49 protein-coding genes are annotated in these 21574 nt (G+C 41.4%); 46 read left to right on the forward strand and 3 right to left on the reverse strand.

What is annotated here, in order from left to right; all coding sequences use genetic code 11:
- Window positions 1–25: 25 nt before the first annotated feature.
- Together BLT18_RS14435 and BLT18_RS14440 are read right to left on the reverse strand one after the other, a co-directional pair.
- Window positions 26–1432 (reverse strand): recombinase family protein, encoded by a 1407-nt coding sequence (locus BLT18_RS14435; protein WP_091275514.1) that lies wholly within the window; start codon window positions 1430–1432, stop codon window positions 26–28.
- 207 nt (window positions 1433–1639) lie between these two features.
- Window positions 1640–1987 (reverse strand): helix-turn-helix domain-containing protein, encoded by a 348-nt coding sequence (locus tag BLT18_RS14440; protein ID WP_175487528.1) that lies wholly within the window; start codon window positions 1985–1987, stop codon window positions 1640–1642.
- 175 nt (window positions 1988–2162) lie between these two features.
- Between BLT18_RS14440 and BLT18_RS14445 the strand changes: the two genes are divergently transcribed.
- From BLT18_RS14445 to BLT18_RS14510, 21 genes are all read left to right on the forward strand, one after another.
- The gene (locus tag BLT18_RS14445; RefSeq protein WP_091275518.1) at window positions 2163–2345 is read left to right on the forward strand and encodes a helix-turn-helix domain-containing protein; all 183 of its coding nucleotides are present in this window, start codon (window positions 2163–2165) and stop codon (window positions 2343–2345) included.
- 49 nt (window positions 2346–2394) lie between these two features.
- Window positions 2395–2622, forward strand: a complete 228-nt coding sequence (locus BLT18_RS14450) for a helix-turn-helix domain-containing protein (RefSeq protein WP_175487529.1) — start codon at window positions 2395–2397, stop codon at window positions 2620–2622.
- A gap of 253 nt (window positions 2623–2875) precedes the next feature.
- Window positions 2876–3049 (forward strand): hypothetical protein, encoded by a 174-nt coding sequence (locus BLT18_RS18305; protein ID WP_175487530.1) that lies wholly within the window; start codon window positions 2876–2878, stop codon window positions 3047–3049.
- Window positions 3049–3531, forward strand: coding sequence for a siphovirus Gp157 family protein (locus tag BLT18_RS14455; RefSeq protein ID WP_091275524.1), 483 nt, complete (start codon window positions 3049–3051; stop codon window positions 3529–3531). The genes BLT18_RS18305 and BLT18_RS14455 overlap by 1 nt, the downstream gene beginning before the upstream one ends.
- Window positions 3528–3692: a hypothetical protein gene (locus tag BLT18_RS18310; protein WP_175487531.1), complete on the forward strand. Its 165-nt coding sequence runs from the start codon at window positions 3528–3530 to the stop codon at window positions 3690–3692. The genes BLT18_RS14455 and BLT18_RS18310 overlap by 4 nt, the downstream gene beginning before the upstream one ends.
- Complete coding sequence (locus BLT18_RS14460) at window positions 3689–3886, forward strand: hypothetical protein (protein ID WP_091275527.1); 198 nt, start codon at window positions 3689–3691, stop codon at window positions 3884–3886. The genes BLT18_RS18310 and BLT18_RS14460 overlap by 4 nt, the downstream gene beginning before the upstream one ends.
- Complete coding sequence (locus BLT18_RS14465; protein WP_091275529.1) at window positions 3883–4536, forward strand: ERF family protein; 654 nt, start codon at window positions 3883–3885, stop codon at window positions 4534–4536. The genes BLT18_RS14460 and BLT18_RS14465 overlap by 4 nt, the downstream gene beginning before the upstream one ends.
- Window positions 4537–4593: 57 nt before the next feature.
- Complete coding sequence (locus BLT18_RS14470; protein ID WP_091275531.1) at window positions 4594–4833, forward strand: hypothetical protein; 240 nt, start codon at window positions 4594–4596, stop codon at window positions 4831–4833.
- 155 nt (window positions 4834–4988) lie between these two features.
- Window positions 4989–5201 (forward strand): hypothetical protein, encoded by a 213-nt coding sequence (locus tag BLT18_RS14475; RefSeq protein ID WP_091275534.1) that lies wholly within the window; start codon window positions 4989–4991, stop codon window positions 5199–5201.
- A gap of 21 nt (window positions 5202–5222) precedes the next feature.
- Window positions 5223–5375: a hypothetical protein gene (locus BLT18_RS18315; RefSeq protein ID WP_175487532.1), complete on the forward strand. Its 153-nt coding sequence runs from the start codon at window positions 5223–5225 to the stop codon at window positions 5373–5375.
- Between the two features lie 13 nt (window positions 5376–5388).
- A complete protein-coding gene (locus BLT18_RS14480) occupies window positions 5389–5595 on the forward strand; it encodes a hypothetical protein (protein ID WP_091275537.1) in 207 nt (68 codons plus the stop codon).
- A gap of 26 nt (window positions 5596–5621) precedes the next feature.
- On the forward strand, window positions 5622–5942 hold the full coding sequence (locus BLT18_RS14485) for an SANT/Myb-like DNA-binding domain-containing protein (RefSeq protein WP_091275540.1): 321 nt from the start codon (window positions 5622–5624) through the stop codon (window positions 5940–5942).
- Window positions 5939–6103 carry a hypothetical protein gene (locus tag BLT18_RS18320; RefSeq protein WP_175487533.1) on the forward strand — a complete coding sequence of 55 codons (165 nt, stop codon included), beginning with the start codon at window positions 5939–5941 and terminating at the stop codon, window positions 6101–6103. Before BLT18_RS14485 ends, BLT18_RS18320 begins: the two co-directional genes overlap by 4 nt.
- Complete coding sequence (locus BLT18_RS14490) at window positions 6100–6504, forward strand: YopX family protein (protein WP_091275542.1); 405 nt, start codon at window positions 6100–6102, stop codon at window positions 6502–6504. The genes BLT18_RS18320 and BLT18_RS14490 overlap by 4 nt, the downstream gene beginning before the upstream one ends.
- On the forward strand, window positions 6501–6782 hold the full coding sequence (locus BLT18_RS14495) for a hypothetical protein (protein ID WP_091275545.1): 282 nt from the start codon (window positions 6501–6503) through the stop codon (window positions 6780–6782). The genes BLT18_RS14490 and BLT18_RS14495 overlap by 4 nt, the downstream gene beginning before the upstream one ends.
- Before the next feature lie 189 nt (window positions 6783–6971).
- On the forward strand, window positions 6972–7145 hold the full coding sequence (locus BLT18_RS18325; protein WP_175487534.1) for a hypothetical protein: 174 nt from the start codon (window positions 6972–6974) through the stop codon (window positions 7143–7145).
- Window positions 7146–7184: 39 nt separating this feature from the next.
- The gene (locus BLT18_RS18330) at window positions 7185–7322 is read left to right on the forward strand and encodes a hypothetical protein (protein WP_175487535.1); all 138 of its coding nucleotides are present in this window, start codon (window positions 7185–7187) and stop codon (window positions 7320–7322) included.
- Window positions 7323–7386: 64 nt separating this feature from the next.
- Window positions 7387–7539 carry a hypothetical protein gene (locus BLT18_RS18335; RefSeq protein WP_175487536.1) on the forward strand — a complete coding sequence of 51 codons (153 nt, stop codon included), beginning with the start codon at window positions 7387–7389 and terminating at the stop codon, window positions 7537–7539.
- Window positions 7540–7769: 230 nt separating this feature from the next.
- Window positions 7770–8147, forward strand: a complete 378-nt coding sequence (locus tag BLT18_RS14500) for a hypothetical protein (protein WP_091275547.1) — start codon at window positions 7770–7772, stop codon at window positions 8145–8147.
- A 270-nt stretch (window positions 8148–8417) separates the two neighbouring features.
- Complete coding sequence (locus tag BLT18_RS18340; protein WP_175487537.1) at window positions 8418–8585, forward strand: hypothetical protein; 168 nt, start codon at window positions 8418–8420, stop codon at window positions 8583–8585.
- Window positions 8586–8660: 75 nt separating this feature from the next.
- Window positions 8661–8840, forward strand: coding sequence for a hypothetical protein (locus BLT18_RS14510; protein ID WP_091275552.1), 180 nt, complete (start codon window positions 8661–8663; stop codon window positions 8838–8840).
- Between the two features lie 147 nt (window positions 8841–8987).
- Here the strand turns inward: BLT18_RS14510 and BLT18_RS14515 are convergent, their stop codons facing one another.
- A complete protein-coding gene (locus tag BLT18_RS14515; RefSeq protein WP_091275555.1) occupies window positions 8988–9212 on the reverse strand; it encodes a helix-turn-helix domain-containing protein in 225 nt (74 codons plus the stop codon).
- A gap of 162 nt (window positions 9213–9374) precedes the next feature.
- Here BLT18_RS14515 and BLT18_RS14520 point away from each other — a divergent pair, with 162 nt between their 5' ends.
- From BLT18_RS14520 to BLT18_RS14625, 25 genes are all read left to right on the forward strand, one after another.
- Entirely contained in the window at window positions 9375–9590 is a 216-nt protein-coding gene (locus BLT18_RS14520; RefSeq protein ID WP_175487538.1) for a helix-turn-helix domain-containing protein, read from the forward strand.
- A gap of 273 nt (window positions 9591–9863) precedes the next feature.
- Entirely contained in the window at window positions 9864–10667 is an 804-nt protein-coding gene (locus BLT18_RS14525) for a hypothetical protein (RefSeq protein WP_091275559.1), read from the forward strand.
- Between the two features lie 4 nt (window positions 10668–10671).
- Entirely contained in the window at window positions 10672–12009 is a 1338-nt protein-coding gene (locus tag BLT18_RS14530) for a DnaB-like helicase C-terminal domain-containing protein (RefSeq protein ID WP_091275562.1), read from the forward strand.
- Window positions 12009–12995: a primase C-terminal domain-containing protein gene (locus tag BLT18_RS14535; protein ID WP_091275563.1), complete on the forward strand. Its 987-nt coding sequence runs from the start codon at window positions 12009–12011 to the stop codon at window positions 12993–12995. Before BLT18_RS14530 ends, BLT18_RS14535 begins: the two co-directional genes overlap by 1 nt.
- Before the next feature lie 353 nt (window positions 12996–13348).
- The gene (locus BLT18_RS14540) at window positions 13349–14059 is read left to right on the forward strand and encodes a sigma-70 family RNA polymerase sigma factor (protein ID WP_091275566.1); all 711 of its coding nucleotides are present in this window, start codon (window positions 13349–13351) and stop codon (window positions 14057–14059) included.
- Window positions 14026–14709, forward strand: a complete 684-nt coding sequence (locus BLT18_RS14545) for a hypothetical protein (protein WP_091275569.1) — start codon at window positions 14026–14028, stop codon at window positions 14707–14709. Before BLT18_RS14540 ends, BLT18_RS14545 begins: the two co-directional genes overlap by 34 nt.
- Window positions 14710–14862, forward strand: coding sequence for a hypothetical protein (locus BLT18_RS18345; RefSeq protein ID WP_175487539.1), 153 nt, complete (start codon window positions 14710–14712; stop codon window positions 14860–14862).
- Between the two features lie 4 nt (window positions 14863–14866).
- Window positions 14867–15268 carry an HNH endonuclease gene (locus BLT18_RS14550; protein ID WP_091275570.1) on the forward strand — a complete coding sequence of 134 codons (402 nt, stop codon included), beginning with the start codon at window positions 14867–14869 and terminating at the stop codon, window positions 15266–15268.
- Between the two features lies 1 nt (window position 15269).
- Window positions 15270–15689 (forward strand): hypothetical protein, encoded by a 420-nt coding sequence (locus tag BLT18_RS14555; protein ID WP_091275573.1) that lies wholly within the window; start codon window positions 15270–15272, stop codon window positions 15687–15689.
- Window positions 15690–15848: 159 nt separating this feature from the next.
- Entirely contained in the window at window positions 15849–16034 is a 186-nt protein-coding gene (locus BLT18_RS14560) for a hypothetical protein (protein WP_091275574.1), read from the forward strand.
- Window positions 16031–16294: a hypothetical protein gene (locus tag BLT18_RS14565; protein WP_091275576.1), complete on the forward strand. Its 264-nt coding sequence runs from the start codon at window positions 16031–16033 to the stop codon at window positions 16292–16294. Before BLT18_RS14560 ends, BLT18_RS14565 begins: the two co-directional genes overlap by 4 nt.
- Complete coding sequence (ssb, locus tag BLT18_RS14570) at window positions 16291–16740, forward strand: single-stranded DNA-binding protein (protein WP_091275577.1); 450 nt, start codon at window positions 16291–16293, stop codon at window positions 16738–16740. Before BLT18_RS14565 ends, ssb begins: the two co-directional genes overlap by 4 nt.
- Before the next feature lie 19 nt (window positions 16741–16759).
- On the forward strand, window positions 16760–16939 hold the full coding sequence (locus BLT18_RS14575; RefSeq protein WP_091275579.1) for a hypothetical protein: 180 nt from the start codon (window positions 16760–16762) through the stop codon (window positions 16937–16939).
- Between the two features lie 10 nt (window positions 16940–16949).
- Window positions 16950–17153 (forward strand): hypothetical protein, encoded by a 204-nt coding sequence (locus tag BLT18_RS14580; protein WP_091275581.1) that lies wholly within the window; start codon window positions 16950–16952, stop codon window positions 17151–17153.
- A complete protein-coding gene (locus BLT18_RS18350; RefSeq protein ID WP_175487540.1) occupies window positions 17150–17317 on the forward strand; it encodes a hypothetical protein in 168 nt (55 codons plus the stop codon). The genes BLT18_RS14580 and BLT18_RS18350 overlap by 4 nt, the downstream gene beginning before the upstream one ends.
- On the forward strand, window positions 17314–17745 hold the full coding sequence (locus BLT18_RS14585; protein ID WP_091275583.1) for a deoxycytidylate deaminase: 432 nt from the start codon (window positions 17314–17316) through the stop codon (window positions 17743–17745). Before BLT18_RS18350 ends, BLT18_RS14585 begins: the two co-directional genes overlap by 4 nt.
- Complete coding sequence (locus tag BLT18_RS14590; protein WP_091275585.1) at window positions 17742–18389, forward strand: dUTP diphosphatase; 648 nt, start codon at window positions 17742–17744, stop codon at window positions 18387–18389. The genes BLT18_RS14585 and BLT18_RS14590 overlap by 4 nt, the downstream gene beginning before the upstream one ends.
- A gap of 12 nt (window positions 18390–18401) precedes the next feature.
- Window positions 18402–18605 (forward strand): hypothetical protein, encoded by a 204-nt coding sequence (locus tag BLT18_RS14595; protein ID WP_091275589.1) that lies wholly within the window; start codon window positions 18402–18404, stop codon window positions 18603–18605.
- Window positions 18606–18768: 163 nt separating this feature from the next.
- A complete protein-coding gene (locus tag BLT18_RS14600; RefSeq protein ID WP_091275592.1) occupies window positions 18769–19065 on the forward strand; it encodes a hypothetical protein in 297 nt (98 codons plus the stop codon).
- Window positions 19066–19128: 63 nt separating this feature from the next.
- On the forward strand, window positions 19129–19455 hold the full coding sequence (locus BLT18_RS14605; protein WP_091275595.1) for a hypothetical protein: 327 nt from the start codon (window positions 19129–19131) through the stop codon (window positions 19453–19455).
- Between the two features lie 11 nt (window positions 19456–19466).
- Window positions 19467–19808, forward strand: a complete 342-nt coding sequence (locus tag BLT18_RS14610) for a hypothetical protein (RefSeq protein WP_091275599.1) — start codon at window positions 19467–19469, stop codon at window positions 19806–19808.
- A 72-nt stretch (window positions 19809–19880) separates the two neighbouring features.
- The gene (locus tag BLT18_RS14615; RefSeq protein ID WP_091275602.1) at window positions 19881–20348 is read left to right on the forward strand and encodes a helix-turn-helix domain-containing protein; all 468 of its coding nucleotides are present in this window, start codon (window positions 19881–19883) and stop codon (window positions 20346–20348) included.
- Window positions 20349–20435: 87 nt separating this feature from the next.
- Window positions 20436–20795, forward strand: coding sequence for a BC1881 family protein (locus BLT18_RS18575; protein ID WP_091275603.1), 360 nt, complete (start codon window positions 20436–20438; stop codon window positions 20793–20795).
- A gap of 362 nt (window positions 20796–21157) precedes the next feature.
- Window positions 21158–21334, forward strand: coding sequence for a hypothetical protein (locus BLT18_RS18355; protein ID WP_175487541.1), 177 nt, complete (start codon window positions 21158–21160; stop codon window positions 21332–21334).
- On the forward strand, window positions 21331–21564 hold the full coding sequence (locus tag BLT18_RS14625) for a hypothetical protein (protein ID WP_091275606.1): 234 nt from the start codon (window positions 21331–21333) through the stop codon (window positions 21562–21564). Before BLT18_RS18355 ends, BLT18_RS14625 begins: the two co-directional genes overlap by 4 nt.
- The last annotated feature ends 10 nt before the right edge of the window (window positions 21565–21574 follow it).

Here is a 21574-nt window from a genome sequence, read left to right on the forward strand (position 1 = left end):
GGTGCAAACAACATGATACCGCCCATCACAAAAAGAATATATCGTCAATCCACATCTTTCGTTTGCGCCCTCTTCCCATCACGCCATTTTCTGCATTGACAATGATTTTCTCTGCTAATACTTCGACGGTTACTTTCTTATCTTCTTTAGACAGCACACTCCAATTTTCGGTCACGGTTAAAATGTCCACATTCGAAACATCTTCTTCTTTTTCTTGTATCTCATGTAACTGCTGTTCTAGCTCTTGTAGCTGTTCGTTGTCGTCTGCTGTCCGTTCTTTTAACTCATCCAGTGTAATAACATCATTCGCAAACGCCTCTTGCCATTTTTTTCGCCGTTTCTTGATGCTGTTTATCTGCCTTTCGATATCGTCACGGATCTTTTCTTCTTCCACTTGTTCTTCCATCGCAACTTGCGACTGCGCTTCATATTCGCTGGCGATTTCTTCTAGCTGCATAATAAACTGTTCTTCCACGTACTTTTCATTCAGCGAAGGTAAATCACAAATGCCATTATTTTTCCCGGCGCAAACATACGTATAATACTCATTTGTCCTGGATGTGTTATACTTGCCATTAAGTCTACTTCCACAGCGAGCACAGCGAAGCATCCCAGAAAATATATATTTCCCACCCGACCGTCTGGGGTGCTTGTCTGCTCGTGCTTTTCTTATTTTTTGCGCTGTCTCGAATTGGTGTTCTGATATGATAGACAGCCCATATACATCATGTAATTCTCCTTGATAACGAAACTTTCCCATGTAAGCCGGATTTTTCAAGACTTGATGAACTAAAGATACATCCCATATCTTGGCTTTTCTAGGTTTATACCCTTGTTCGTTCAAATCCCTGCATATCTTGCCGGCGCCTATTCCATTCGTGTACTTATCAAATATCATCTTGACCACGCTAGCTTCTTCGTCATGAACCACCAACTGCTTGCCATCATACATATAACCATACGGCGTTCGTCCACCATGCCACCGTCCTTCCTTGACCATGCGGCTCATCCCCATTTTGACGCGTTCAGCAAGGTTTTCTCGTTCCCAGCTTGCCATTGCACCGACAATAGTAATGAAGAAACGCCCCATCGCTGTGGTTGTGTCAAATACTTCAGTGACTGACTTAAAGCTGCACCCATGCTCATCGAACATATTTAATAGTTGATGCAAGTCGAATACATTACGCACCATGCGGTCAAGACGATATACGACAACCACATCAAATTCTTTGTTCTTTACCCCTTCGATTAACTCTTGCATGCCAGGACGATCTAAATTTTTCGCTGATTGGCCATCGTCGGTGATAATGCGTTCCACATCCCACCCTTGACTTTGCACAAACGACAGGCAACGCTCATGTTGCCCTCTTATGGAAAAACCGTGCTGTGCTTGTTCGAGCGTCGATACTCTGACATAAATCGCGGCTTTCATCCTCTGTTCCTCCTACAATAATCATATCTTCTGTCTCAATCATGATGTATTCAGGCAAATCAGGAATAACAATAACTTCTTTCATACAGAAGAACCCCCTCTTTATAATCAGAACAAGTGTTCTTGTTCACCTACAGTCATCATACCATAACTATATAGGGTATTGAAGGTTCTTTGTATTGTCTTTTTTCTACACCATACGACATTTTACTCACTTCGAAAGTCTCTGATTTGCTTGGCAAGCTCCACCAATCGCTTGACATCTTCGGCCGTCATGCCTTCTTTTTGCCATTCTTGATAGTAATGCACTAGAGCCTTCTCATCTTCTGATATCTGAATTTCGTCTGTTTTCTCAAATAAAAATCGCGGATTAATCCGCAATGCTTGAGCAATTTCATATATGGTTTTGGTTGTAATGTTTTTCTTTCCTGCCTCCATTTGGGAAACGTAACTCTTTGACAAATCGGCCTTTTCCGCCAGTTCTTCTTGGGTCATTCTCTTTTGTTTTCTATAATAATTGATGCGTTTTCCTATCGCTTTATTGATGTCGTCCATTTTCTTTTCCTCCTTCTGCATAAAGTTTGCAATCAGTAAACACATTATAACAATAAAGACACTGTATATAAATTTTCATTTTGGATACATTTTTTTCTAATAAAACTGTTGACTGTCAGTGATATTTTGTGTATTATAAAAGTACACCAGCAGACAACACAACAAGGTGAGTGACATGAATCGCTTAAAACACATCCGAGAACAACGCGACATGACGCAAAGCGAATTGGCAAAAAGACTTGGTATATCCGTTACCCACTTGAACAAAGTCGAAAACCACAAACGTCCATTAACTATCCGTTTAGCTGTTTGCATCAGCGAAGAATTGGACTGCAAGGTGAAAGACTTGTTTTTTTAAGGCCTACAAGTTAACTGACAGTGTATTTTTAAAGGGAGGTGGTTCACTGGTGGGAAGTGAAGTAAATGAACGCATCGGTCAAAATATCAAATGTTACCGTTTGCGGAAAAAGTTAACGCAAGAAGAATTGGCACAAAAGACCGGCATTTCCAAAAGCCATGTTTCTTATTTGGAAGCAGGCAAAAAGAATATCAGCGTTTATCTGGTTTGCCGCATTGCTGCATCGTTAGGCGTTGACGTTCATGTATTACTCGATCAAAAGGAGGTTTGTAAATGAACCGACCAAGCGAAGAAGCCATGTTGTTTTTGTTCCGTATGTTTCGAAGAAAATCATTGCCAATTCGAGCAAAAATGAAAAGGGAGGAAGAAAATGCGACCCGAGCTAAGCGGTAGAGCCGCCGGACACATTCAAGCAGCGAAATTCATTTGCAGCATGTACAAAGGCAAAGACAGGAAGCTCTTGCAAGAAGATGTGGAAGCCATCATGGAAAACCTAGACAAAGCCATTCAATATATCGAGGAGGGTGCTTATGAGGATAGACAACGGGATGTTAGAACCTCTTCCTTGGGAGTATGAACCACGCGAATGTCTAGAGTGCGGTGAAATGTATGAGCAAGAATTGATTGACCGTGACGGTGTCTGTGTCAACTGTGGAGATAGAGGCGTTGACCCGATATTAAATTTTATTTGGAGGGATAGATAATGAAATTATATGAATTAACTAGCAGTTATGCTCAAGTATTAGACATGATCGAGGAAGGTGCAGACCGCGAAGCTATGCAAGACACATTGGATTCGATTGAGGACGCCATAGAGGAAAAAGTAGACCGTATGGGCATGGTGCTCAAGACGCTTGAAGCGAATCAAAAAGCCTTAAAAGAAGAAGAAAAACGATTAGCAGACCGCCGGAAGCATTACGAAAGCGAGTCCAGACATCTAAAACAGTATTTGCAACACCAACTGGAAAGTATCGGCAAAAAGAAAGTGAAAGGAACCATTTTCACCGCAGGTATCCAAAAGAATCCACCGTCTGTTGATGTTATCAACGAAGATATTTTACCGAAAGAGTTCTTCATTGAACAGGAGCCGAAGCTGGATAAAAAGAAATTGCTTGCTTATCTGAAGGAAGGTAATGAAATCAAAGGTGCAGAGATCATGCAATCTGAGGGGGTTCGTATTCGATGATAGATGTATTAAAGAATTACCACATCACAAAGGATTTTGCTGTTATCGAAATGGAGAAGCGTTTCATCTTGATTATTAAAAATAGTGTTTTTGGCCCATACCCCAAAACGATAGATAACATTCACAAAGTTCAAAAAGCATTAAGGGAGGAAGATGAATGAGAGAAAAGAGAAATGATTTGCGCCCTGTCATTATTACACGCGGAACAGAAGAAAAAGGATACTTTCACGGTTTTTTTCAATACTCTGACGGAGAATATTCAGAAGCTCTTGCAATTATTGAAACGGAAGATGGGGCTTTACTAGAAATACCAACAAACAGATTCAAATTTGATGATGTGGAGGCAGACGAATGATTTTTTCAGAGACCAACACCAAAATAGCACCGGCACTGGTCAAAGCATGGGGAGAAATCGAGAATCCGAAACACAACGCACGAGTAAAAGTAAAATCCAAGAAAACAGGAACGGAATACACCTTCAATTACACCGACTTAAAAGGCATCTTTGACGAAGCAAAACGAGTATTCAAAGATAACGGCATCACCATTGTCCAAAATGCTTACACCGACACCGTAGAAGGGAGGAAATTTGTATCAGTTGAAACAATGCTGCTTCATTCATCCGGCGAATGGGTGAAAAGCCAACCGTTACAATTCGAAGCGCCGAGCGGCATGCAAGACATGGGCGGTTACATCACGTACATGAAACGCTATTCTGTATCAGCCATGTTAGGCATTGCCACAGAGGAAGATGATGATGCGAATGGTGCAAGCGGCAACGACTACCAGTATCAAAGCAAAACAGCATCACCAAAACAAGTCGGCGCATTAAAAGCAAGCGTGAAACGATTAGCTGACATGAAAGGCAAAACCGATGAGGAAGTATACCAAAAGCTCAAGGAACATCTCGGCGACTTCCAGAACATTGAAAAATTATCATCGGTCTATGCATCGAAAGCCATCGACACGGTCAACGCATGGATTAAGAAGTACGAGAACAACTAAAAAGGGGTATGCCGACACATACCCCGATATCCCCCACATACGAAAGGAGAATATAGCATGAGTATACCACAACCATACCATGTCAGCATAGACATTTATGACAAATCCGACCACAGCCACGAGCATCACCAATTTTTCTACATGAGCCTAAAAGACACCTTTGAGGAGGTAGAAAAAGAAGTACGTTCGAGCATGGTACGCCTGCCGTGGCAAGAAATAACGATCAACGTACAGGACGTATTCTTAGACGTGGAATACTCCCCGGAATTGGAGGGATGTCATGAAGCACCTTTCTAAATTAAGCGGCATGGAATGGGTGATAATCAGACTGTTCCTAGCCCTTTTCATCCTTGCTGTGAGTGTTACATCATGGAATCTATAAAACGGCTGTATGAGCTTTGTTTTAGCTTTATTGATATGGCTTTACATTATACAAAATAGGAGGAAAAACAATGCAAAAAAATTACAGAGATTACACAATAGGTGAGCTTTTGGATATGGGAGTAAATGTGTCTGTTCGCAATCACAATGTCCATGAGGATGAAGCAAACCAATTCGTCAACCAATTTGAAGGGATAAAAAGGAGTAGTGACAACTTAAAGACCGGTCAACATCTCATCAAAGGATGGAAGAAGAAATTTGAGATAGTTTGTTTTTGTAAGTGATGTACCAAAGGAGGCAGACAAATGAGATGTTGCAGTTGTGGAAAAGAGTATAGTTCGATGCAAGCAGAAATAGAAGGCCGTTTGGACTGTGATTGCGGAGGTGGTTTAGTAGAAGATTTTGGAGATGAAGATTTTTTTAACTTTATGAACGAATACGATAGCGACGGTTTTTAAGGAGGAGTTATGAATGAATGTAGGTTGTTATTTGGTGACAGAAGGGAAATTTGAACAAGCTGCAATCCCGAAGGACATTCTTTTGGAATTGATTAAAAATTTGAGAGAAAAAGGGAAAGAAACAGTCCATTTTTCTGAACGTTCGATAGAGGTGGAAGGCGTTTATGTGCCTGCAAAGGGGAGTAAAACAAAATTAATGTGCCTAGGGAGCGATGAATGAACCTGTTTTGTAAAGGAGGTAGACCATTGCCGAAAAAGAAAAATTATGTCCTGCTCTATTGCAGCGATTGTCGAGCTGAAACGCTGACCACATACGTAAAAGGGCATGCTTATTATTTCTGTTCCTTATGCGGTGAAAACATGGACGTGAGGGTAGTCGATAAGCTATGGATTGATAAGCTGTTCTATCGCAAAAAGCATTGGACAGATGACGAGGATACCGCCCTCATATACGGCTACAACAAAGGGCTGTCCTGGAAAGACATTGCCGACGGGCTGATGTATCGAAGCCCGCAAGCTGTACGGCGTAGGGCACAGCAATTGCAAGAAAAAGGGGTGCTGTCATGAATCCCGATTACTGGAAAGGATACCACGACGGACGACAACATGCCATTAATCAATTTTGTGAGCGATTTGAAGCAGTGCAGAAACAGAAAGGCATAGGCGAGAAAACCATACGAAAATTGGCAGAGGCTATGAAATTACAAATCAAGGAGGTAGAGAAATGAGGGAAATAAAGTTTCGAGGATATGCAGAAGAATCTTTAATAGGAAACCAATGGGTATTCGGTAACGGCGTATGGAAAATCAAGTATACGGACGGAACAGCGGACGTAGGAGTACACAGAGATAGCGGCTGGGAAATTGTTCACGAAGAATCTGTGGGTCAATATACAGGATGGGAAGATGAGGACGGATATGACATTTACGAAGGTGACATTTTAATGAATTTGTCATCCGGCGAAGTTTATTTGGTCATTTGGGATGATGAAGGCGGAATGTTTTGCCTCCAATCAGAGAAAGAGTTATTGGATTTTTGGGATGTTGATGAAGATATAGGCTGGCGTTGGATGTACAAAGTAGGAACAGAATTCGAACATCCTCATTTATTAGAAAGGGTGAAAGAATGAGAGAAACAGTAGAACGAACCATAAAACAAAAACCTTTTAACGTGATGTTGGATAGTTGTATAGCTGATGAAATAGTTTTATTGAATGAACAAGGAGTTCGCACTGTCAATAGTTGTTGCGGTCACGGAGAAAACAATCCAGTTGCCATAATTGAGAATAATCATAACTCGCTGAACAATGCTGTCGGTTTGGGATACAAACATAAAATTCTAGATATACTGTTCTCTGAAATAAAACTAAAAAGTGAATGTCATTGCTTAGAAAGGGTGAAAAAATGAGCATCAACAAAGTCCGCAGCGTCTTATATTTCGTTGCTCGTATCCTTGGCGACATTAACGCTGTCCAAAAAAATCGAGTCGGGCGCAGGATTGGCAGGAGGATAGCCGGACGATATACCGGGAAGTTGCTTGGGAAAATATTTAAATAGGCGTAGTAGACCAATAATGTGCAACAAGGAAGGTGAGTAAATGGAAGAAATAAAGGTTGTTTGTTACGGGTGCAAAGGAATGGGTGAAAGAAACTTTGGTTTTGTTGCAGAGGGCATGTATCCGAATATTGAAACCTATTACAAAGGTTTTGATATTTGTGATCTCTGCGAAGGAGTGGGCGAGATTATAGAACCTCATCCAAAATATTTTTAATGAGCATTCCGATGAAAATGTGAAGGAGGATGAATGAAGATGAGTAGAGATACTTACGATCAAATGGTTTTCTTGCGTTCTGACCCGACATTTCAATTATATGAATGTGCAAATTGTAAAGAAGAAGTATACGGGGACGAATTAGACGAAAATGAGTTTTGCGAGGAATGTAGATGATTAATGAACATTCCGACAATACCACAAACAACGGCGGCACTGTCCGCCCAAAGGAGGCAAACAAATGAAACGATGGGATCCAGATGAATATGACGTTTATATTGATGGCGAAAAAATCGCAAGCGTCACCAAAGCCGAGAAATCAAAAGAGACATTCAAGCGACTGGGATTGACGAGCATGGTGCAATTTATCGAGAAAATGGAGGGGAAGAAATGAACGGAATCGCCGTGTCTCAAACGGACAGATACATGGAATGTACAAATTGTTATTCAACAAGAGATGTGCTGTTTATCACGTTGGGAGAGCTTCACACGCAATCATTTAAATTATGTTCTCATTGCGCTGGGGAATTATCGGTCCAATTGGATTTGATGAAAAAGTGAATCGACCAAAAGGGCGGCACTGTCCGCCTTGTATTGCATAGTAAGGAAGGATGATTGTTAACAATGACTTTTTTAGAGATGAAATCAAAAGAAAGAGTTAAACAAGCAGACAAATGGAGACGGGTAAATTCTTCAGAAGAGGCTATAAAGATCATGGAACGAGAAAATGGAGAATTAAAAATCCTTGTACAAAATACAAAGGTTTTGGCAGGAGCTAAATATGGCAGTTTTGCGATTCATGAGTTTCGTGCAGAAGCCGTCATAAACGGAAAATTAAAAAAGATACAGGAAACAGTACCCGTTGGATGGTTAAAAGACTGGGGGATTATCAAACGCTGGGATAGTTTCAGAAAGTCAGAGGCGTTCTTGAACACTGATACAGGAAAAATATGGTTGGGGTACTTTTTACAAGAGGTTAAACCTGAATTGATAAATCAATAACACCGCCCAGGGCGGCACAGTCCGCCTTCTATTATACAGAGAAGCTATGATGAAAAGGAGTGAAATTCTTGAATTTAAAATGCAAGCAATGCAATAGAGTTTTCAAAAAATCAGACGACATTGTTACTGTGGACAATACTGAAAATCATTTCCATGACGGCTGTCATATAGAGTATCTTCTCAATTGTCACTTGAATACGACTTGGTCATTGGATGAATTGGAGGATGCATTAGACGAAGATTATTTCGCATCTGAAAGGAAGGATTTTTATGCCTAAATTATTTGTTTTATGGGTTACAACGAAACATGAAGATGGTGGACATTCTGCTCGTCAGTATAGATGGGGACGCGATTCGAAGTTCACTTATATGGATGCTTTGAGAGAGAAAGAAAAAATACAAGATGATTTTTACAATGTAGAAATAATGGAATTTTAACACACATCATACCACAAACCAGGGCGGCAGTGTCCGCCTTCTATTATACAGAAAAGCAAAGTAAGGAGAGGTAATATGAAGGATTTATTTATTATCACAGGTACAATTCATGACTTAAAAGTAGCGTCTAGTCGATTAGATAATGAGTTAATGAGAACGGTTGATGATAAAGACGTGGATTACGAGAAATTAAGAGATTTAGCCGAACAAGCAGAGGAATCTTTGAGTACCTTAATTGATGAATTAGAAGATTAATACCACAAACCAGGGCGGCACAGCTGCCCTTTTCCTTACACCCACACACGAACATACGTGTGCTTTATAACGAACAAAACTACATAAAAAGGAGGCCCCTGCTATGCGTAACAGATCACCTCCATGCTTTGCTGCTTATTCATTTTATCATTCCTTCTTTTCTTTTGGTTCTTCTAAAATTAGAAGTTCTTCAACACCGCAGTCAAAAAGGCTGCACAGCTTAACAATGGTATCCATACCGATTTTTGTTGATTCTTCATTGTATAGCTTGGATATCGTCGTACGGCTCAAACCTGTTTTCTCATGAACATCTTTGATTTTCATTTTGTGTTGAGCCATAAGAACTCGCAAGTTTACTTTTAACTCCTTCATTGTCCGTCGTTCCTTTCATTATTGTGTTTGTCGTAATCATCTATATGTAAATATACATTATTATGTTCATTATGTCAAATTTATTCTTTAAATAACCACAAATGTGTTTACAAGGAACACATTTCCATGTACAATAATAATTGTAAAGAAAGGGGGTGCAGCATGATAGTCGCCAAGTTGAACCTTCTTAACCTTCTAGCAGAGAAGGATGTTACCCCTCAAGAGCTACAAAACAAAACAGGCCTTGATGCTAGAACTATCAGAAAAATGCTTGACGGCAATGTGAAAACGCTTAGTTTCGATGTTGTTGCTCGAATTTGCACGGCATTGGATTGCGGCGTAGAAGAACTCATTGTCATAAAGAAACAGACGGCATAATGGTAGTTCTGGAACGACGGGCAGAAGGAGGAAAGGAGTGATAAAGAGTGGACAAACCTATTATCGAGTTGGAAGAAGTGCCAAACGGCGCGGTGATTGAAACACATGACATGATTATCATTTCAAAGCAATAAAAAATCCCGCTGCAGCAACAGCGAGATGAAAATTCCGTACTAATTAATTTGTTATCTCCATCATATCACGTTGGGGTGTGATGGAGCAATACAAAACCTACGTTGCACGAAAATTTTTTAACCAAAAGAGTGGTGGAACATGTCAGAAGGCTACATCAAGTTATATAGATCACTGTTGGATGACCACCTTTTCATTGAGTCTACACCAGAACAAAAAGTCATCATGATTGCCCTTCTGCTCATGGTCAATCACAAGGAAAACGACTGGGAGTGGAAAGGTGAAAGATACACGGTTCAACCTGGACAAGTTATAACAAGCCTTCCAAAAATTGCTGAAAAAGCAGGCAAAGGTATATCTGTTCAAAACGTAAGAACAGCCTTAAACAGATTAAAAAAACACGGATTTCTAACAGACAAATCAACAAACAAAAATAGGCTTATAACCATTGTCAATTGGGGGAAATATCAAGGTTCTGCCAACGAATCAACAGACGAACTAACAGGCAATCAACAGGCAACTAACAGGCAACTAACACCTAACAAGAATGAAAAGAATGAAAAGAAGAATACTCGCAAATATATTTTCGAGGATACGCATTTAGCTATCGCTGAATATTTCTACAAAAGGATATTGGAGAACAACCCTAGTCACAAAAAGCCAAACTTAGAAAAGTGGGCTGATGACATTAGAAAGATGATGGAGATTGATAAAAGGACTGAAGAACAAATAAGGTATCTCATCGACTGGGTGCAGAAGGATGATTTTGAGATGGTGAATGTTCTTTCTCCATCAAAAATGAGGAAACGATTTGACCAGTTAGTAATCAAAGTGAAGAAAAGCAAAAAGAGACAACACCCGCAAGAAAAGAAAGAACCTGTTGAGTATAAATCAGACTCTGTTGATTCTGCAGACTACTTGAAGCTCATACACGGAAACGGGTGATGATATGGATTTCAAAGAGCCAATTAATGAACGAGCAGAAATTGCGGTACTAGGAGCAATGATGAATAACGAACGCTGCAGATACGATATTATTTCTACTCTCAATACAGACTATTTCACAACGGACGAGCGTAGAACCATTTTTGAAAGAATTGGGTACATGACAGACGGCAGAAAGCTCACACCTAAGATGGTGAAGGATAAAACCAAAGATACCAAAGAGCGGAGATTGATTGATACAGCAGATGGTGCTTATGTCGATTACGACCATTTCAAACGAGATTTGGAAGAGTTGATGGAGAACTACAAATCCCGTACCACCTACCACATTATGATGAAAAGCTTGCGGCAAATAGAAGCAGGGGCCAAAGCAGATGAAATCACCGACAGAGTGAGTGAAGGATTAAGTGAACTATTCGTAACAAATACAGGTGATTATCTCATTGACCCGGAAGAAAGGGCGCCGGAAGCGAAAGCGGAGTTTCAAGAACGAATGAAAAATCCAGAGGTGAGTTACGGGCTTCGATTTTCTCATGAACGGTCTGGGGGAGTCATCGGATTCCCTTCCATCGACCAATCTATATTAGGGGCAAAGCCTGGGGATTTAATATTGATTGGCGCTGAAACAGGTGTAGGGAAAACGGCGCTAGGCATAAATGTTGCTCGTTTATTCAGTATATTCCAGGACCACATAGGATACTACGCCAACACAGAGATGGACAAAGAAGAATTGGAGGCGCGGTTATTGGCGCCGGTGGCCGGAGCAACTGTTAGAGAAATCATGTCAGGGCAAATCGAAGGCACAGGAGAGGAACGGTTAAGAAAAGAGCAGATGATTTACAGCGCGTATGACCGTTACAGAGAAGGCGGGCTGACCTTATCAAGAATCCCACATTTGACTGTGCCGAAAATAAAAGGGCTTCTCCGCCAAGTGCAGATGAAAAAGAAACAATTAGATTACGTCGTTGTGGATTATATACAGCGCATGGACAGCACAGAAAATCACGGCGATGCTGAACACCTAAAACTTAAAAAAATCGCTATGAGGCTAAAAGAAATGGCTGTGGAGCTAAATATACCTGTCATTGTCTTAGCGCAAAGAAATTTCGAAGGTTTTGTGGAAGGTGGAAAGGCAGTACGAAATGAATGTGATGCTGTTTTTTACCTTGAACCGATGGAAGAATCAGATAACGAATATATGGAAAAGACCATTTCCGATTACAACAAACAACGATCAGTCAATTACAAGATTGTGAAAAACAAAGTGAGAAGAGATGACAACCCTTATCCCATCTACGTGATTTTTGATAAGAAACGGCAGTTTTTGAACGAGGTGTTTTGATGCAGTACCCAGATTTTAAATACGTCGAAGTTGCTGTGAACGGTGCGCACAATCGTAATAATTTAGCAGACATTCGAGCGGTGAAGCATTATATCGGACACACAGAAGCGTATATGACATTTTTCCGATACAACGAAGAGATTGTGGACCACTTCCAAGAAAAGCAAACGGTCAAAGGTTATCAAGGAAACGCCTATGCTGATTGGTTGCCGATTGACATTGATAGTGACGATTTGTATGAAGCGCAAGATTATGTTCAGTTGTTTATTCAAAACTTAGAAGAATATGACATTGACCCGAATTGCTGCAGATTTTACTTTTCTGGTTCGAAAGGATTCCACATCATGATACCTTCTGGTGTTTTTGGCGCAACGCCGGACCCTTTGATACACAAGCGATTTCGAAAAATCGCGGAAGTGTTAACAAAAGGGATTAAAACAGACATGAGTATATACAACAAAACGCGCATATTCAGACTTCCTAACACCATCAACGGAAAAAGCGGATTGTACAAAATCGAGCTTTATCCCTTCCAGATAAGCAACAGTGACATTCAGACAATCCTGGAACAAGCAAAACAACCGGGCGAGCGACTAGAGATTGAAGAAGAATATGATGTTTCTGCAGAACTGGAAGAGATATTTCACGCGCCAATTGCAACGAAACCAACAACCGCAAAGACAGGCGACGTTGATAAATACATCTGCATGGCAACCGTCATGAAAGGTGTTGGAGAAGGCGAGAGAGACAATGCTGCTGTTCGTGTAGCTTCTCATTTGAAAAAACACGGACTTAACGGCGACATGATTTGGGTAGCGTTGGACGAATGGAATAAGAAAAATGACCCTCCATTGGAAACGCATGAATTAGAAAGAGTGTATCAACAAGGTTTTTCGGAATACGATTTTGGCTGTCATGATTCTTTGATGAAGAAATACTGTGACCCGAATTGCATTTTTTATAAACAACATTGGGGGCGGTTCTAATCAGCAAAGAAGCCGTATGTGCAGAAATATGGCAATGCAGAGGACGAATTGATTTCACGGCTTTGAAAATGGAATACAACGAGCAGGACATTATCAAGGGTGTTCTGCTTTACCACAAGGAACGTCAACAGGCCATAGAGGAATGGAAAGAGCGATTTGATTTGTCGGTACGCAAGGAGTGATAACATGCGATTCATTGACTACGCACAAGCCATAGAGAGCGGCTTAACGGATAAAGACATTTGTAAAAGGACGGGCATGACAAGGCGTGCCCTCCGTTCCCTCAAAGAAGATTGGGGCTTGATTAATCATGAAAAACCGAGAATCCGACCGAGAAAGCGGGGTGGCAAGCTGTGACAGCCGTAGCGGAAAAGCCTTCACTCGATGAGATGTATGAGAAGCACAAAGAATTGATTCATTATACTACGCATCGCTTTTCATTTCGCGTCAGTGTCCCATACGAAGATTTGTTTCAAGTAGGCTTTGAAGGGTTTGCCAAGGCTTGTGCTCGATTTGATGAAAGTTACGGCGTGAAATTTTCGACGTACGCCGTGCCGATGATTGAAGGAGAAATGCGGCGGTACGTAAGAGACAAAGCGGACACAATCCGTTTTAGCAGGACATCAAGAGAGGTAGCGCGGCATTTGATTAAAAATGGATTAGAAGAAGAGGCGCCAGCTATCATAGAAAAGAAAACAGGGATTTCACAGAAAAACATTGATGATGCAAGGCATTATATAGCTAACAAACAAGTGACATCTCTTAATGAGTTAGTAAGTGATAATGACCAAAAAAACCAAGAACGAATGGAATTAATCGGCAAGGAACAAGACATGACGGAGATATTCGTCAATGATTTCCTGGACACATTGACAGAAAGAGAAAGGGTCTTGACGGAAATGCTCATGAACGGAGCTACACAACAGGAAGTGGGCGATGTTATCGGCGTTAGTCAGATGCAGGTGTCCAGGATTAGAGGGAAGGTTTCTCGGAAATTACATCTATTCCAACAAAAAGAAGGTGTATCACAATGGAATACGAAGGCATCCGCAATCCAAAAGTAGAGCGGAAACAAAAGCTGAACAGTGAAGTGACCACGTATTACATGAGCGAAGAAGAACGAAAACAAAGATGGGGTGATCGCATGGAATTGACAAAAGAAGCGTATGAAAAAGACCGCGCCGACGGCATGAGTAACAAGGCCATAGCGGACAAGTACAAGATGAGCGAAGCCAACATTTACTACTACAAAAAGAAATGGGAGCAGGACGAGCGCAATAAAAAAGAATCAACGGTGCAGCAGCTAAAAGGAGAAATCAAACAGGGGCAAGAGAAGCTGAAAGAAGAACGGGATAGATGGAAAGACCGCGCATTAAAAGCAGAAGAATACAACAAGAAAATGGCAGACATGAACGAAGAAACGGTGAAGCGACTGAAAGAGATGAAGCAGGAACGGGATAAATGGAAAGAGAGAACAAAAGAACTTGACGCTGATTTAGCACAAACGATGAAAGAAAGTGATTACAAGCAAGAAGAAATCGAACGGTTGAAAGAAGCGGTTCAACTAGAAAGAACAAAAGTGCAAGCTCTAGAAGAAAAGCTAGAACAATATGAAAACGTAGAAGTCTCTGATTACAAAGAAATGCTAGAAGATGCAGAAAAGGAAAATGAAGCATGGAAAGAAGCATTTCGAGCCATAGGAAAGGTGATATAAATGGACATTCGCGACATCGGACGAGCAGCGAAAATGAACGCGATTATCTATTTGGCTAAGCGACTGGATAAGAAACAACCTGCTGTGATGGACATGAGCGAAGTGGAATTGAATCGGTATTTGGCAGCGTATGAGCAAGAATTAAAGGGGTGAGTACATGGATTGGGGCTTCAACCCTGTAGAAAAAACCAAAGCGAGAAAGAAGCGTAAGCGTGGAGATCGAAACGAATTTTCCGCAAAGGTACGGAAAGAAATCAAAGATTATTTCAATCATGAATGTCAAATGTGTTATGGACCAGGTGAGACTATCCATCATGTCCATCTAAGAGCACAAAGCGGACGCGGTGTATTTACGAATGGATTGCTATTGTGTCATAGATGCCACCAGTATTTACACGATAATCCGAAAGAGTTGAAGAAATGGCAGAATCGTTTCAGAGAATGGTACGGCAAGTCGTATTTCAAAGATAAGCAGGATTTAGAACGGGAAGCTGCTGATCTGATTAGCCGAAAAGAAAAGACCGAGTATTACAATTTATCGCCTATGAGGAGGACTTGAAATGAGTTTAGTGGGGTTTGCCAAGAGAGAGTTAGCAGTTTTAGAAGAAGACGGAGACGACATGCAAAAAGAGATGAACAATTGCATTTTGGAGATAATAGAGACGTTTTCAAAACAGGGGCATAGTGGATTTTCAGCTTCATATGCGATGCAAATCATCGAAAGAATACTGAGATTTAAGCCCGTTACTCCATTAACTGGAGAAGACGATGAATGGAATGTAGTTGATGAAGACTTGGAACAAAACAAACGTTGTCCGTCTGTTTTTAGATATAACAAAGACAATAAAACAGCTTATAACATTGACGGAAAGATTTTTTCAGAAGATGGCGGTGAAACGTGGTACACATGTGAAGATAGTCATGTATCAGTCACGTTCCCTTACACTCCTGAAGAGCCGGAAAGGGTTATAATCCTATGAAACGATATGCCCAAGAGAAAACAGAAGTTGTAGGAGATGAGAAGCTCAAGCGCATCATCGTATACGAGGATAAACAGAGTATCCCGAATCCGTCATATCTCATTTTTCGAAAATAGCACACAAGTCACCACAATAAATCATACCACAAGGAGCGATTGCATGATATACGTGAACAATACGGCAGGAAATCACGCCCATCTCATGGTGGGCGACTACAAAGCCGGGGATATCGAATATATCGGACACAATCAATGGCATTACAAGATGAACGATGGTCACGAGAACATCACACGAACGTTGAGCCAAGCAGTAGAAGAAATGAAAGGACGGGTGTTGGATAAATGAGATACCGAAAGAAGCCAGTGGAGGTTAAAGCAATACAATTCTGGGACGACCCCGGCATCATAAAAAGCATTTCAGACTTTCTGGGGAAAGACATTGTGGTGGATTACAAAAATCCAACCAAACCGGTGTTAGATATTGAAACATTAGAGGGTGTTATGACAGCGAAAGTGGGAGATTACATTATCCGGGGTGTGAACGGTGAGTTTTACCCATGCAAGCCGGATATCTTTGAAAAAACGTACGAGAAGGTGAGCGAATGATAAATAGATTTGTAGGTGCTGGACGACTGACAAAAGACCCGGAGCTTAGATATACGCAGAATGGGGTAGCCGTAGCAAATTTTGGCATTGCGATTAATCGGCCATTCACGAATCAACAAGGCGAACGAGAAGCCGATTTTCTGAATGTTACAGCGTGGCGGAAACAAGCGGAAAACGTAGCCAACTATCTGAAGAAAGGGGCGCTCGTCGGCATTGACGGGCGACTCCAAAGCAGAACATTTGAAACGCAGGACGGAAGCAAACGGTTTGTCGTGGGAATACAGGCGGAATCAGTGCAGTTTCTTGAGCCTAAGGGCAATAAGTCACAGAACGAACAAAAACAGCCACAGCAAGACGAGAGAAGCTCACAGGACGATAAGAGTGCAGACCCTTTTGCTAATGACGGACAACCTATAAATATCTCAGATGACGATTTACCATTTTGAAAATAAAAGGATGATATAAATGCAATTTTTAGAATTGGAAATAGCGATAGGGCTTAAAGAAGAATTGGACGATGAAGAACTGCAAGAACTCACTGAAGATATTGTGGATTACATTCTCAGGAAGAAAAATGTCAAAGGTGTTGGTCATGACAAATCGGTTAGGTATACAGAACCAGTAAAGCCGGATTTGTCATTTTAGGAGGTAAACCATGAAATACAGACGTTCTAATTTAGGTGGACATTTCGCCGGATTCGGTATGGAAGTTTGGGAGAGTGACCCGGAATATAATCCAATGCCGCACAGGTACACGGAAGTGAAGTTTGAGCATGATGATGTGGTGTACGGCGACGAGAAAAACGAATGGCACAAGCTCAACGGTGAAATTAAGACGTATAAGGTGGATGAGATATGAAAGCCATTATCAAATACAACACCGACCAGACGAGATGGGAAGGGTACGTGAACAATGTACTCAAGGCGCACACGGTAGAAGGAACGAGAGAAGACTGTGCGGCACTGATTGAGATGTTTGAGCAAAAAGGATACGAGATTCATATAGAGGGGAAACGCCAATGAGAAAAACGTGGGATGACTATTTTCTAGGTTTATGCGAGAAGGTTGCTGAAATGGGAACGTGCGGACGAAAGCAAGCCGGTGCGATTATCGTCAATCCGAACACAAGGGAAATTGTTGCGACTGGCTTCAACGGTTCCCCTAGAGGGCAAGAACATTGTACAGAAAAGATGCTGCACATATGCAGTGGTGGATGTTTGAACGATGAGAATAGATGTGTGCGCTCTATTCATGCAGAACACAATGCGATTTTGCAAGCGAAACAGGATATCAACGGATTTACGCTTTATTGTACGGACGAGCCATGCGAGAACTGCACCAAGTACATGGTGCAGACAGGGATAAAACGAGTTGTTTTTTCAAGACCTTACGGTAATAAATACAATCAATTTTTTAATTATTCGTTGGATTGGGAGTGTACGGGCGAATGAACCTTAAACCACTGTTTGATAAGCAAAGAGAACTGGACGAGAAGATTGTAAAGCAGAAAGAACTGAAAGGGCAAGAACTTCTTAATAAGAAAATACTAGCTCTGCAAGTAGAGTTAGGGGAGCTTGCGAATGAGTGGCGAGGATTTAAGTTTTGGAGTGATGACCAAGAACCTAAAAAATATCAGAAAAAACCAGCGGTTGAACGAAAATTTGACGGTGAGTATATAACGAGTATGGAAACAGAATATCACGGGAAATATGTATATTTTGTAAATGGATATAGAGTGACGAAAGAAACATGGGATTCGTTGTTTGATTATGAAACAAAAGTATTAGAAGAATACGTAGACTGCTTACATTTCATTTTGTCGATTGGTTGGGAAATTCATGTAGGTGATGACCCAGAAATGGACATTGTTGAATTAGAGGATTGTTTAAGAGGGGAACGTTCTGAATCAACTGACTTAATACTCCAATTCAAATATATTTACTGGCTTACAAGCAAGATCTATAGCGGATACAAACAACTATTCTTTGCATTTGTCGAATTAGGAGAATTGCTCGGTTTCACCTGGGATGAAATAGAACAAGCCTACATGAAGAAAAACGCAACAAATCATGAAAGACAAGCAAATGGATATTAAAGGGTGAGGACAATGCGAAACTTTGAACGTATCCGCATGAAAGACGATTCGAAATTAAGCCTGTACAAGCGTGTCGTCGAAAAAGAGAAGCAAGGCTATGAATGTATCCGACCGATACAGAAAGAAATCAATCACTATGATGCACGCTATCGTCATTCTGACCCGAATAGCAACACACAGACACGGTACGTCGTGTACATGAGGAAACATGCGTAAGAAATGGGCGGATGCTGTAAGAGAACAGCGAAAGCCAGTCGAGAAGAAGGAGAGAAAGCCGGGGCGTTGTGAGAAATGCGGCAATGCCCGGTTTGACCTCCAATTGAAGGACGGAAGGCTGATACGGAAATGCACATGCGGAGAAAAGAAGGTGTTTGATTAGATGGGGAAACCAAGCAGAGATAAAGGACAACGCAGAGAACGAGAATTCGCGGAATTGATGAACGGCGAGAAAGTGCCGCAAAGTGGAGCAGCAGGCGGCAACTTCTCCAATGATGTGCGGGCGCTAGGGCTAGAATGGGAAGTGAAAGCGAAGAAGGACGGATGGAAAACCATTTACAAATGGCTAGAAGATGAACGGGAAAAGCCGGATGCATTGGCACTTAAAGCAGACAGAAAAGATTGGCTCGTGGTGATGAAGGCGGAAGATTTCAAAAAGCTGATGGAGGGTGACGAATGAAACTGGATGATAAAACAGATTGGCAAACATGGCAGCGGGCTGTGATAAGGGAGGAATACGTGAATGGAACTGACAGAGATAACGAAAGAGATGTACGAGACAACAAAGCGTATCGACAAGGCAAGCAAAGAGGTATTTAAGTTAGCGAAAAACCGAGCCGAGACAGAAAGGATATATCGTGAAGCGTTGGCCAAAGAAATGATGAAGCTACGCAATGAAGGGATACCGGCGACACAAATAAATGACCTAGCACGTGGGAATGTGGCGTACTTGAAGTTTGAAAGGGATTTGGCGTTAGAGCTGCACCGTTCGGCGTTGTCATCATTGGGAGCGATTGAGACACAAGCGAGCGTGTTGCAAACAATCAGCCGTTACCAGGAGACCATCTAGGAGGAAGGCGAGTGCATCAATGGCTAGATTATTTTGAGGAGGAGAAAGCCATGCGATTCAAGCCGGGTGATCGTGTCAAGAGGGTACTGGACGATAGGAAGGGCGAAGTGACCAAAGCGGTAGAGACTCACTTTTTTAAGCATGGACGGCGGGAAAAGGAAACAAAATATTTAGTCAAGTTTGCACCAAATTATGATGAGTGGCTGCATGATTCTGGGGTGAAGGGCGTATACAATGCCCCGGCCCCTGTGAAATTAGAGGACGAAGAATTGTGCAACATGATATTGATTGACGCTTGTTTGAAGTATAAGAAATTCGATGCTTTGCATGATTTTGTGGAAGATGAGAAATGAACGATATGCAAGTGCTGATGATGATTGCAGTGCTTGTGATGATAGCATGGATTTCAGAGAAAGGGTGAGGACATGAACCGAAACGACATTGAACAAGCCCTTCGAGATTATTTTTGGATGCCAAAAGAAGTGGCGCGATTAAAGCAACTCATGGATGCGGATGAGATAGAAACGAATGTCACGGCACAATATGGAATGGAAGCAACCCTCCCGAAAGCAAAAGGACAAAACGCCGACAAGATAGGGAAAGAAGTCGCCCGGCAAGTGGACAGAAGGCAACGGCAGATAGACAAGTTGCAAAAGAAAATTGACTTTGTTGAGAACGGCGTGAATAAATTAAACAATGACCTGGAACGCACAATTATGTTCTGCATGATGGACGGACTCACTCAAGTTGGAATATCGCAACATTTAGGAATCAGCGAGGGGAAAGTGAGCAGCATGAAAGACAGCATCATTCATAAATTGTACCGCCTTCAATTTGAGGGAAATGAGCAGAATGAAGGAAATAAAGAAAAATGCGTCAACCATGCAGGATAGAGTAAAATGAAAATAGGTTGGTAAGACATAACAAGGCATCTGCTACGGCGGGTGTCTTTTTATATTATGACAAAGGAGTGTTGCGACATGGCAGAAAAGCGCGAGTCGAACATTGGTAAATTAAAATTAGATGTAGATGTATCGGATGCGTTGAAAGGATTAAAAGCTGTAAAAAGAGAAGCGAACGAAGCATTGGAAGCCATGAAAAAGTTAGACGAGTACCAAGGTGGTCATACTTATGTCTCCTTGGATGGAATGACTAAAATCGAGCCTTCACTTGCACATTTTGGTACGAAAGAGTTGCATGAGGAATTAGCAAGACGAGAAGGGGTAACAGAGGAATTCGTAGGAGTTTATGACAAAGTAACTATTACTTTCCATCGTGACTCTCATGGCGTAGCAGACGTTTTCTCAGGACCAGCTAGGATTCTGATTAATAGAGATTGAGGCATAACAATATAGGTGATACAACATGAGAACGAAAGTGAGCGAAGAAAAATGCAAAGGCTGTCCATTTGCGACATGGATACATGAGCGATTGGTATTTTGCTCATATGGAAAAGGGTGCGTGAAAAAATAGTGAGCGAAGAATATATACCAAAAGGAACAGTTGTCCATTGTCCGTGTGGTGAACCAGTAGTCAGAGCGATAATGGACGTTCAAAGAAGTTCGCACATGTGGCTTGTTTTTGAACCTATGCAGGATTGGGAGAAAAATGAACTTACTGTATGTCGTGGATGCAGGGATAAGGAACAGACTTGGCGATATGAAATAGAAAAGCATTTCTTGAAAAAGGGGAAATACCAAACGTGGATAGACTTTTTCAAAAATACAAAAGAAAAATAGAAGAAGGTACGGGCGGAATCATCAAAGGTGAGGAAGTGGACTTTTATAAGATGGCGGCATTTTATGAAGTGATCCAAAAGGAAGAAAAAATGAGAATCAGAGATGAAATGAACAGGTTCGAAAGGGTGCACGGAAGATGAGAAGGTATCGAAGCCCAAAGAGGACGAAGGAACAACAGGAGATGCTTGAGCTTGTCGAAGAATTGTTGGAAGAAGTAAAGAGCGGCAACGTGGAGTCTGTTGTATATTCTAAGACAGACCGTGACGGAAGAATCGAGACAGGCTGGTCAACAGAGATAAGCGGAAATGAAATACTAGGCATGATGGAGATAGGCAAGCAGCGTGTGATTGAAACAATGAGGGAGGAATGAGGAAGTGATG

The sequence above is a fragment of the Alteribacillus persepolensis genome (assembly GCF_900099605.1).
GTDB lineage: Bacteria > Bacillota > Bacilli > Bacillales > Marinococcaceae > Alteribacillus > Alteribacillus persepolensis.

Bases quoted from the DNA above. Each gene is read 5' to 3' on its own strand.
- BLT18_RS18340 (WP_175487537.1), top strand. From the start codon at position 8,418: ATGCCTAAATTATTTGTTTTATGGGTTACAACGAAACATGAAGATGGT.
- BLT18_RS14500 (WP_091275547.1), top strand. From the start codon at position 7,770: ATGACTTTTTTAGAGATGAAATCAAAAGAAAGAGTTAAACAAGCAGAC.
- BLT18_RS14625 (WP_091275606.1), top strand. From the start codon at position 21,331: ATGAGAAGGTATCGAAGCCCAAAGAGGACGAAGGAACAACAGGAGATG.
- BLT18_RS14490 (WP_091275542.1), top strand. From the start codon at position 6,100: ATGAGGGAAATAAAGTTTCGAGGATATGCAGAAGAATCTTTAATAGGA.
- BLT18_RS14475 (WP_091275534.1), top strand. From the start codon at position 4,989: ATGCAAAAAAATTACAGAGATTACACAATAGGTGAGCTTTTGGATATG.
- BLT18_RS14495 (WP_091275545.1), top strand. From the start codon at position 6,501: ATGAGAGAAACAGTAGAACGAACCATAAAACAAAAACCTTTTAACGTG.
- BLT18_RS14560 (WP_091275574.1), top strand. From the start codon at position 15,849: ATGATATACGTGAACAATACGGCAGGAAATCACGCCCATCTCATGGTG.
- BLT18_RS18320 (WP_175487533.1), top strand. From the start codon at position 5,939: ATGAATCCCGATTACTGGAAAGGATACCACGACGGACGACAACATGCC.
- BLT18_RS14600 (WP_091275592.1), top strand. From the start codon at position 18,769: ATGGGGAAACCAAGCAGAGATAAAGGACAACGCAGAGAACGAGAATTC.
- BLT18_RS14455 (WP_091275524.1), top strand. From the start codon at position 3,049: ATGAAATTATATGAATTAACTAGCAGTTATGCTCAAGTATTAGACATG.
- BLT18_RS14615 (WP_091275602.1), top strand. From the start codon at position 19,881: ATGAACCGAAACGACATTGAACAAGCCCTTCGAGATTATTTTTGGATG.
- BLT18_RS14445 (WP_091275518.1), top strand. From the start codon at position 2,163: ATGAATCGCTTAAAACACATCCGAGAACAACGCGACATGACGCAAAGC.
- BLT18_RS14585 (WP_091275583.1), top strand. From the start codon at position 17,314: ATGAGAAAAACGTGGGATGACTATTTTCTAGGTTTATGCGAGAAGGTT.
- BLT18_RS14525 (WP_091275559.1), top strand. From the start codon at position 9,864: ATGTCAGAAGGCTACATCAAGTTATATAGATCACTGTTGGATGACCAC.
- BLT18_RS14555 (WP_091275573.1), top strand. From the start codon at position 15,270: ATGAGTTTAGTGGGGTTTGCCAAGAGAGAGTTAGCAGTTTTAGAAGAA.
- BLT18_RS14590 (WP_091275585.1), top strand. From the start codon at position 17,742: ATGAACCTTAAACCACTGTTTGATAAGCAAAGAGAACTGGACGAGAAG.
- BLT18_RS18345 (WP_175487539.1), top strand. From the start codon at position 14,710: ATGGACATTCGCGACATCGGACGAGCAGCGAAAATGAACGCGATTATC.
- BLT18_RS14510 (WP_091275552.1), top strand. From the start codon at position 8,661: ATGAAGGATTTATTTATTATCACAGGTACAATTCATGACTTAAAAGTA.
- BLT18_RS18575 (WP_091275603.1), top strand. From the start codon at position 20,436: ATGGCAGAAAAGCGCGAGTCGAACATTGGTAAATTAAAATTAGATGTA.
- BLT18_RS14575 (WP_091275579.1), top strand. From the start codon at position 16,760: ATGCAATTTTTAGAATTGGAAATAGCGATAGGGCTTAAAGAAGAATTG.
- BLT18_RS14580 (WP_091275581.1), top strand. From the start codon at position 16,950: ATGAAATACAGACGTTCTAATTTAGGTGGACATTTCGCCGGATTCGGT.
- BLT18_RS14565 (WP_091275576.1), top strand. From the start codon at position 16,031: ATGAGATACCGAAAGAAGCCAGTGGAGGTTAAAGCAATACAATTCTGG.
- BLT18_RS14440 (WP_175487528.1), bottom strand. From the start codon at position 1,987: ATGGACGACATCAATAAAGCGATAGGAAAACGCATCAATTATTATAGA.
- BLT18_RS14520 (WP_175487538.1), top strand. From the start codon at position 9,375: ATGATAGTCGCCAAGTTGAACCTTCTTAACCTTCTAGCAGAGAAGGAT.
- BLT18_RS14435 (WP_091275514.1), bottom strand. From the start codon at position 1,432: ATGAAAGCCGCGATTTATGTCAGAGTATCGACGCTCGAACAAGCACAG.
- BLT18_RS18350 (WP_175487540.1), top strand. From the start codon at position 17,150: ATGAAAGCCATTATCAAATACAACACCGACCAGACGAGATGGGAAGGG.
- BLT18_RS14605 (WP_091275595.1), top strand. From the start codon at position 19,129: ATGGAACTGACAGAGATAACGAAAGAGATGTACGAGACAACAAAGCGT.
- BLT18_RS14545 (WP_091275569.1), top strand. From the start codon at position 14,026: ATGGAATACGAAGGCATCCGCAATCCAAAAGTAGAGCGGAAACAAAAG.
- ssb (WP_091275577.1), top strand. From the start codon at position 16,291: ATGATAAATAGATTTGTAGGTGCTGGACGACTGACAAAAGACCCGGAG.
- BLT18_RS14480 (WP_091275537.1), top strand. From the start codon at position 5,389: ATGAATGTAGGTTGTTATTTGGTGACAGAAGGGAAATTTGAACAAGCT.
- BLT18_RS14530 (WP_091275562.1), top strand. From the start codon at position 10,672: ATGGATTTCAAAGAGCCAATTAATGAACGAGCAGAAATTGCGGTACTA.
- BLT18_RS14515 (WP_091275555.1), bottom strand. From the start codon at position 9,212: ATGAAGGAGTTAAAAGTAAACTTGCGAGTTCTTATGGCTCAACACAAA.
- BLT18_RS14460 (WP_091275527.1), top strand. From the start codon at position 3,689: ATGAGAGAAAAGAGAAATGATTTGCGCCCTGTCATTATTACACGCGGA.
- BLT18_RS18310 (WP_175487531.1), top strand. From the start codon at position 3,528: ATGATAGATGTATTAAAGAATTACCACATCACAAAGGATTTTGCTGTT.
- BLT18_RS18315 (WP_175487532.1), top strand. From the start codon at position 5,223: ATGAGATGTTGCAGTTGTGGAAAAGAGTATAGTTCGATGCAAGCAGAA.
- BLT18_RS14535 (WP_091275563.1), top strand. From the start codon at position 12,009: ATGCAGTACCCAGATTTTAAATACGTCGAAGTTGCTGTGAACGGTGCG.
- BLT18_RS14595 (WP_091275589.1), top strand. From the start codon at position 18,402: ATGCGAAACTTTGAACGTATCCGCATGAAAGACGATTCGAAATTAAGC.
- BLT18_RS14470 (WP_091275531.1), top strand. From the start codon at position 4,594: ATGAGTATACCACAACCATACCATGTCAGCATAGACATTTATGACAAA.
- BLT18_RS18330 (WP_175487535.1), top strand. From the start codon at position 7,185: ATGAGTAGAGATACTTACGATCAAATGGTTTTCTTGCGTTCTGACCCG.
- BLT18_RS14550 (WP_091275570.1), top strand. From the start codon at position 14,867: ATGGATTGGGGCTTCAACCCTGTAGAAAAAACCAAAGCGAGAAAGAAG.
- BLT18_RS18325 (WP_175487534.1), top strand. From the start codon at position 6,972: ATGGAAGAAATAAAGGTTGTTTGTTACGGGTGCAAAGGAATGGGTGAA.
- BLT18_RS18305 (WP_175487530.1), top strand. From the start codon at position 2,876: ATGAGGATAGACAACGGGATGTTAGAACCTCTTCCTTGGGAGTATGAA.
- BLT18_RS14465 (WP_091275529.1), top strand. From the start codon at position 3,883: ATGATTTTTTCAGAGACCAACACCAAAATAGCACCGGCACTGGTCAAA.
- BLT18_RS18335 (WP_175487536.1), top strand. From the start codon at position 7,387: ATGAAACGATGGGATCCAGATGAATATGACGTTTATATTGATGGCGAA.